Origin of the sequence: Microbispora sp. NPDC049633 (genome assembly GCF_040675265.1) — a bacterium.
Classification (GTDB): domain Bacteria; phylum Actinomycetota; class Actinomycetes; order Streptosporangiales; family Streptosporangiaceae; genus Microbispora; species Microbispora maris.
This window is the reverse complement of sequence record NZ_JBFAOO010000301.1, coordinates 1-6,201: the sequence shown is the minus strand read 5'-3', so window position 1 is coordinate 6,201 and position 6,201 is coordinate 1. Positions and strand designations below refer to the sequence as shown.

Sequence of the window (6,201 nt, the reverse complement as noted above, 5' to 3'; positions counted from 1 at the left end):
GGCCCTCGCCGCGCCGCCGCCGAGGTCAGAACGGCCAGCCGGCCGACGCGCCCGCCTCCAGCAAGGGAATCATCCGGAAGCAGGCGTCGGAGAAGCCGCCGAACTCGTGCCGGTTCGCCGAGCCGGTCCGCATCGCCGCGGCCCGGTAGCCGCCGAGGTTGAAGCCGTACACCGGCACGCTCGCCGGAACCGCGGTGGTGACCCCTCCTCGGCGGGACCCGGCCATGGTCTGCATGTCCGAGAGGATCACCACCCGGTCGTGGCCGTGCCAGGACCGGGTGAGCGCGTCGGTGATCTGCGTACCGTGGCCGACCTCGCCGATCCGGGCGCGGAACCGCTCGACCTCGCGCAGCACGGACGCCCCCGGCCGGATCTCGTGCCGGAAGACGCCGTCGGCGAAACCCACGAGGTCGACCCGGTCGCCGCGCGCCGCGAGGGTCACGCCGAACAGCGCCGCCGCATCCACGGGCGCGACCGTCGACCGCGCGGAGACCGCCCCGGACGCCATGGACCCCGACGTGTCCACGAGCACGAGCGAGCGCCCGCCGAACGACGGCACGTTGCGGGTGGCGAGCGTCAGCGCCGTCTCCAGGGCGTGGGCCCAGCGGGGCGAGGGCGCGTTCCGGTACGCCGAGAAGAACCGGAACGGCAGCTGCCGGGAACGCGCGACCTCCTCCGGGTCGGTGAGCCTCGCGATGACCCGCTCGGCGACGTCGTCGCCCACGCCGGCCTCGTCGAAGTTCCGCAAATTCCTCAAAAGCGCCATATATCCCATCGACGGGATGACGGCCGACCAGGCCTGTGCGTCCATCGGGCCCTGCAGCCAGCCGGCGAGCGCCTCCCAGGTCATGCCCGCGGCGGCGAGGCGCTCCGGTGCGGACAGCGCCGTCCGGCGCTCCTCCGCCGGAAGGGCGAGTAGCGCCGCCCGCTCACGCAGCGTCCGCAGCGACGCGGGGATCGGCTTGTCGCGGTTGTGGCGCCGGTCGAGCGCGTGCGCGAACAGGTCGCCCTGCCAGGCACGCCGGTCGTCCGCGGGGGTGGGGTGGACGAGCTCGACGACGTCGCCGAAGCGGAAGCCGCGGGCGCCGCTGTCGTACTTGACCAGGGAGCGCTCGGTGTAGAGCCGCCGCACGGCGTCGGCGATGCCGCGCTTGACCGGCTTGGGGACGGCCCGGCCGTACCGGGACGTCCAGTAGGCGAGTGCCTCTCCCGGCTCGTCCGCCCGCTGGAGCACGGAGGCGACGAGCTCGCGGTTTCCGCCGTGCAGTCCGGCGGCGAGGCGGGCGCGCACGGACTCCAGGGCGGCGACCAGGGACGCCGAGCGCATGTTCGCCTCGCCCCGCAGCCACGGCAGGAAACGGGCCATCCAGTCGCCGTCCTCGACCGCGACCCGGTGGACGAGGGCGCGGAACCTGCCGTCGCGGTCGCCCGCCCTCTCGTAGAAGGTGTTCTCACCGACCATGTTCGACACCGCGAGGACGAACAGCTCCGACCTGGGGCCGCGGTGGTAACCGGGCGCGCCCTCGTGCGTACGACCGCGCGGGACGGCCTCGGTGGTGACCGGGCTGACCGTCGCGGGCCCGGCCGTGCCGGTGTTGAATTTCGCCATGAGAACGGGCTCCTTCCACTCCGGGGAAGGAGCCCGTCCTCGTTGTCCGAACGCGCCCGAGATCGGAAGCGGCGACGGTGACAGCGCTCTGCCGGCTGAGCTACCGGCCGGATTTCCGGCCGGGCAGGACTCGAACCTGCGACCACTCGATCCCAAATCGAAGTAACCGTTGCCTTCGCACCGGGCGCGGCCGGCGAAGTCGTGCTCCTCCCGAGATCGGGGTGGCGGCGGTTGGCCCGCCTGGGGGCCGGCAGCCCCGATGGGGAGCTGTAAGGATTCGAACCTCGAAGTAACCGCTGCCTTCGCACCGGGAGGTGCATATCGAGTTGTGCCCTCCCGAGATCGGATTCGGCGGCGGCACAGTGCTCGTTCACCTCGAGCGGCCGCTCGATCCTGAGAAGTAACCGTCGCCTTCGCACCGGGAGGTGCTTTGTCATTCATGTGCCGACTCCGGAAACCGGCGGCTCTTTAGCTGTTTCCCGAGCCGGCGGATCCTTCGCGACAGCGGAAATCCTAAGCGCGCCGCGGTTTCGTGCGCATTTTGTTTTTCCCGCGCCGCGTGTGCCGGATCAGCGGTGAATCAGCCGCGCCTGGCGGGCGGCCAGCCATGACCCCAGCCGCCCTGTGCCATCGTCTGGAACGCCCACCCCTGCTCGGTGCGCACCAGCAGGTCGCCGTAGTGCATGCTCTCCCTCCGGCCCTCGACCGTCATCGTCGCCGTGGTCTCCACGAACACGAGGTTGGGGCTGAGGAAACGCGGCGTCCGCACCGACTCGAGCCCGAGCCCCGCCGTTCCGCCGCCCATGGCCTCCTTCATCGCCTCGACGTACTCCTCGCGCGTCCACTGCCGGACCGCGGCGAAGCCGCCGGGCACGTCGGTGACCAGGTTCATCGGGAAGACCGCGAGGCCGGCCAGCTTCTCGATCTCCCCCTGCTCGGCCAGCGCGTCGTACTGGGCGAACCAGTCCTCGACGCTCTTCAGTTCCTCGTCGCTCGGCTCGTACACGAACAGCCCCTCTCTCTCTCCGTATGCTGTACCGTACAGCATACGGAACTCCAGGGGAGCCGGATTTTTCTCCGGGCGCGACGGCTGGGCTGACGTGCACCGCTGCGGGCCGGAGCGTCGCCTTGCGTGCCCGGCCGGACACACATCCGGTATGAGACGCGGATCACCGGGTAGCCGTGGGCGTCATACGTCGCGGAAGGCTCTGAACAGGAGGACCCATGGCCGCTCCGGTCGACTGGGGAAGAGGAGTGGCTGACGCCTGGTCGTCGGTCGCCACGTTCGTCCCCAAGTTCCTCGCATTCGTCGTCGTCCTCGCGGTGGGCTGGCTGATCGCCAAGGCACTGCGGAAGGCCGTCGACGCCGTTCTCGAACGCGTCGGGTTCGACCGCTGGGTCGAGCGCGGCAGCGCGGGGCGGGCGCTGGCGCGCAGCAAGTACGACGCGTCCGGTCTGCTCGCGAAACTGGTCTACTACGCGGTCCTGCTGGTCACGCTGCAGATCGCCTTCTCCGTCTTCGGGCCCAACCCCGTCAGCGAGCTGCTCGCCGGAGTGGTGGCGTGGCTGCCCAAGGCCGCCGTCGCGATCGTCATCATCGTGGTCGCCGTCGCCATCGCCAGGGCGGTCAAGGACATCGTCACCTCCGCTCTGGGCTCCCTGTCGTACGGCCGGGCGCTGGCCACGATCGCGTCGGTGTTCATCATCGGCCTCGGCGTCATCGCCGCGCTCAACCAGATCGAGGTCGCGACCACCGTCACGACCCCGGTGCTGATCGCCTTCCTGGCCGCCGTGGCCGGCATCCTCATCGTCGGCGTCGGCGGGGGCCTGGTCCGGCCCATGCAGCAGCGCTGGGAGCACTGGCTGAACCGCGCGGAGGCCGAGACCGACACCATCCGCGCCCAGGCCGCGGCCTACAGCCGGGGCCGTGCCGACGCGATGGAGACGGTCGCCGTGCCGCGGCCCGAGCAGCGGGTGGGCGCCTTCGCCCAGCCTGCCTCGGCGGCGTACCCGCAGGGTGCCGCGCCGGACGCCGGGGGTGCGCAGGCGACGCGGCCCGCGTATCCCGAGAGCACTCCGCCGGCCGCCCCGGGCGCACCGACGACCCCTGTCCCTCCGGCCGGCACGGTCTCGCCGGGGAACACGGTCTCGCCGGGTGCGCAGGCGGGACCTCAGGGGGTTCCCGGAACACAGGGCGCCCCCGGAACACAGGGCGCCCCCGGAACACAGGGCGCCCCCGGAACACAGGGCGCCCCGATGCCGCAGGACGCGCCGGGCGAGGCGCGGCCCACCTCCTCCTGGCCGAATCCCCCGGAGGAGCCTCCGTCGCCGCGCGGGTGAGCGCGTCGCCGTTCGTCGCGGGGCGTCCCTCCACGGGGAGGGGCGCCCCGCCGCTGTGTCGTCAGGCCGGTTCGGCCGCGGCGTCGAGCATCAGGCAGACGGCGGTCATACGCAGGGCGGCGAAGTCGAGCGGCTGGTCCGGTCCGGGCGCCCGCCAGCCCTTGTCCCGCGCGCCGTCCCAGTAGCCGATCAGGTAGGCGACCAGAGAGGCGGGCCCCACCCGCTCGCCCAGCTCCGCGATGGCGTGCCTGACGGCGGCCATGTGCTGGTCCAGCGAGGCGAGGACTCCGGGGTGATGGTGCCGCAAATCCAGCACGCGCTGCGCGAACTCGGCACGGATGCGGGCAGGCCAGGACTGCTCGGACACGGAAGTCCCCCGGAGGATCAAAGCGATGGATGCCTCATCACGATAAGCGCCTCCGGGAGCACAGCGCTCCAGAATGCACGCTGTCCCCATAGGTCTCACCCCGGGGTGATCGATCTCGCCGTGGTCCCTGAGTATGTGTGAAAGGGCCGGGCTTCAGAGCGGAGGTGTGCTGGAGCCGCGCACGACGAGCGTGGCCGGCAGGATCCGGGGCGGCGGAGCGTCCGCGCCGTTGATCATGGAGACGACCGCCTCCGCGGCGGCGATGCCGAATCCGTCCTTGTCCTGGGCGACGGTCGTCAGGCCCGGCGGGACGAGCGCGGCCACCTCGATGTCGTCGAAGCCGACCAGGGCGATGTCCTCGGGCACCTTCAGGCCGGCCTCGCCGATCGCGACCAGCGCGCCGACGGCCATCTCGTCGCCCGCGACGAACACGGCGTCGGGCCGGTCGTCGGCCTCCAGCAGGCGGCGCATCGCGGCGTGGCCGCCCGACAGGTAGAAGTCGCCCTCGACCACGAATTCGGGCCGGTGCGGCAGCCCCAGCCGGGCCAGTTCGTCCCGGTAGCCCTGCAGGCGCTCGGCGCCCGGCCGCGTGTGCGCCGGGCCCGTGATCGTGGCGATGGCCCGGCGCCCCTGCTCGTGCAGGTGCCGGACGGCGAGGCGGGCGCCGCCGACGTTGTCCGAGGTGACGTACGTGGCGCGGGGACCCTGCACGGGACGGTCGAGGCTGACGCAGGGGACACCCGATTCGGCCAGTTGCCGCAGTGAGGGGTCCCAGGTGCCACTGTCGATCATCACCACGCCGTCCAGGTTGTGCCTGCGCACGGCGCGTACGTAGGCGTCCTCGGTCGGTTCCCCGCTCGTGGCCAGCATGAGCAGGTGGTAGCCGCGCCCGCTGAGCGCGGTCTTCAGGCCGATGAGAATTTCCTGAAAGAACGGGTGCCGCCAGCCGGGGCGGCGGTGGTCGGTGTCCCACACGAGGCCGACCATGAAGGACTTCTTGGTGGCCAGCGTGCGGGCCGACTCGTTGGGCAGGTAGCCGATCTGGCGGGCCGTCCGCAGGACCTGCTCCCTGGTCTTCGCATTCACCACCTGGGGGTTGTTGAAGACGCGGGAGACAGTCGCGGGAGACACGCCGCACAGGCGCGCCAGCTCTCTGATCGTTGCCACGGACCAAACGCTATCGCATCTCGCTGTAACCGGTTTCATGCAACCGGTTTCCCTGAAAATACGCAATCATCGGGCGACTCGTCAACCAGTAAGCAGAATTTCCCTCCGTCACGTTTTCGTGACTTGACAGCTTCCCCTCCTTTTATGTGTGATAGCGGGCATCGGCCGGCGCTTTCTCGTTGCCACGGGCTCGGCCGCTGTCACGTCTCGCAGCCGCTTCCCCTTCCTCCTGCGAGGGAGTTCAGGTGTTCGCTGCGGAACCCCGTCTGCCCGCGTGTGTGCCCGCCGTACGGCTCGGCGGGTCCCGTGGCTGCCGGGGGAACGGTCCCATCGCCCGCACGGCCGGCCGCCGTGTCCGGGCTGTTCACCGGAGCGGGCACGGAACCTGGAGCGAACAGGGAATGACGGCGACCGACGAACGCCCCGCCATGCCGCGGACTTTTCCCGCGGGCTTTGTGTGGGGCACGGCCACCGCGGCGTATCAGATCGAGGGGGCCGTCGACATCGACGGCCGGGGGCCTTCGATTTGGGACACCTTCTGCCGGGTGCCCGGCGCGGTGGCACGGGGCGAGTCGGGTGAGTTCGCCTGCGACCACTATCACCGCTGGCAAGAGGATGTCGATCTCATGAAAGACCTGGGGGCGGGGGCCTACCGATTTTCCGTTGCCTGGCCGCGGGTGCTGCCCGACGGCCGCGGACCGGTGAACCGGCGCGGGCT

General features: G+C 71.2%; 6 protein-coding genes and 1 tRNA gene. 2 read left to right on the top strand and 5 right to left on the bottom strand.

Going from position 1 to position 6,201, the window contains the following annotated elements; all coding sequences use genetic code 11:
• Positions 1–25 precede the first annotated feature (25 nt).
• The 3 genes from AB0J39_RS37435 to AB0J39_RS37425 all read right to left on the bottom strand — a co-directional run bounded on the left by AB0J39_RS37435 (position 26) and on the right by AB0J39_RS37425 (position 2,615).
• Positions 26–1,609, bottom strand: coding sequence for a TROVE domain-containing protein (locus AB0J39_RS37435; protein WP_363473613.1), 1,584 nt, complete (start codon positions 1,607–1,609; stop codon positions 26–28).
• Between the two features lie 114 nt (positions 1,610–1,723).
• A tRNA-Ser gene (locus AB0J39_RS37430) sits at positions 1,724–1,803 on the bottom strand.
• A 386-nt stretch (positions 1,804–2,189) separates the two neighbouring features.
• Positions 2,190–2,615 (bottom strand): nuclear transport factor 2 family protein, encoded by a 426-nt coding sequence (locus tag AB0J39_RS37425; protein WP_363473610.1) that lies wholly within the window; start codon positions 2,613–2,615, stop codon positions 2,190–2,192.
• 218 nt (positions 2,616–2,833) lie between these two features.
• On the opposite strand from AB0J39_RS37425, the gene AB0J39_RS37420 reads away from it, so the two are divergent.
• Positions 2,834–3,949, top strand: a complete 1,116-nt coding sequence (locus AB0J39_RS37420; RefSeq protein WP_363473607.1) for a hypothetical protein — start codon at positions 2,834–2,836, stop codon at positions 3,947–3,949.
• A 61-nt stretch (positions 3,950–4,010) separates the two neighbouring features.
• On the opposite strand, the gene AB0J39_RS37415 is transcribed toward AB0J39_RS37420, so the two are convergent.
• Together AB0J39_RS37415 and AB0J39_RS37410 are read right to left on the bottom strand one after the other, a co-directional pair.
• Positions 4,011–4,316, bottom strand: a complete 306-nt coding sequence (locus AB0J39_RS37415) for a DUF6401 family natural product biosynthesis protein (protein WP_363473604.1) — start codon at positions 4,314–4,316, stop codon at positions 4,011–4,013.
• Between the two features lie 153 nt (positions 4,317–4,469).
• Positions 4,470–5,483: a LacI family DNA-binding transcriptional regulator gene (locus AB0J39_RS37410; RefSeq protein ID WP_363473602.1), complete on the bottom strand. Its 1,014-nt coding sequence runs from the start codon at positions 5,481–5,483 to the stop codon at positions 4,470–4,472.
• Between the two features lie 401 nt (positions 5,484–5,884).
• Between AB0J39_RS37410 and AB0J39_RS37405 the strand changes: the two genes are divergently transcribed.
• Positions 5,885–6,201, top strand: a 317-nt coding sequence (locus tag AB0J39_RS37405) for a family 1 glycosylhydrolase (RefSeq protein ID WP_363473599.1), incomplete at its 3' end; no start/stop codon positions are given.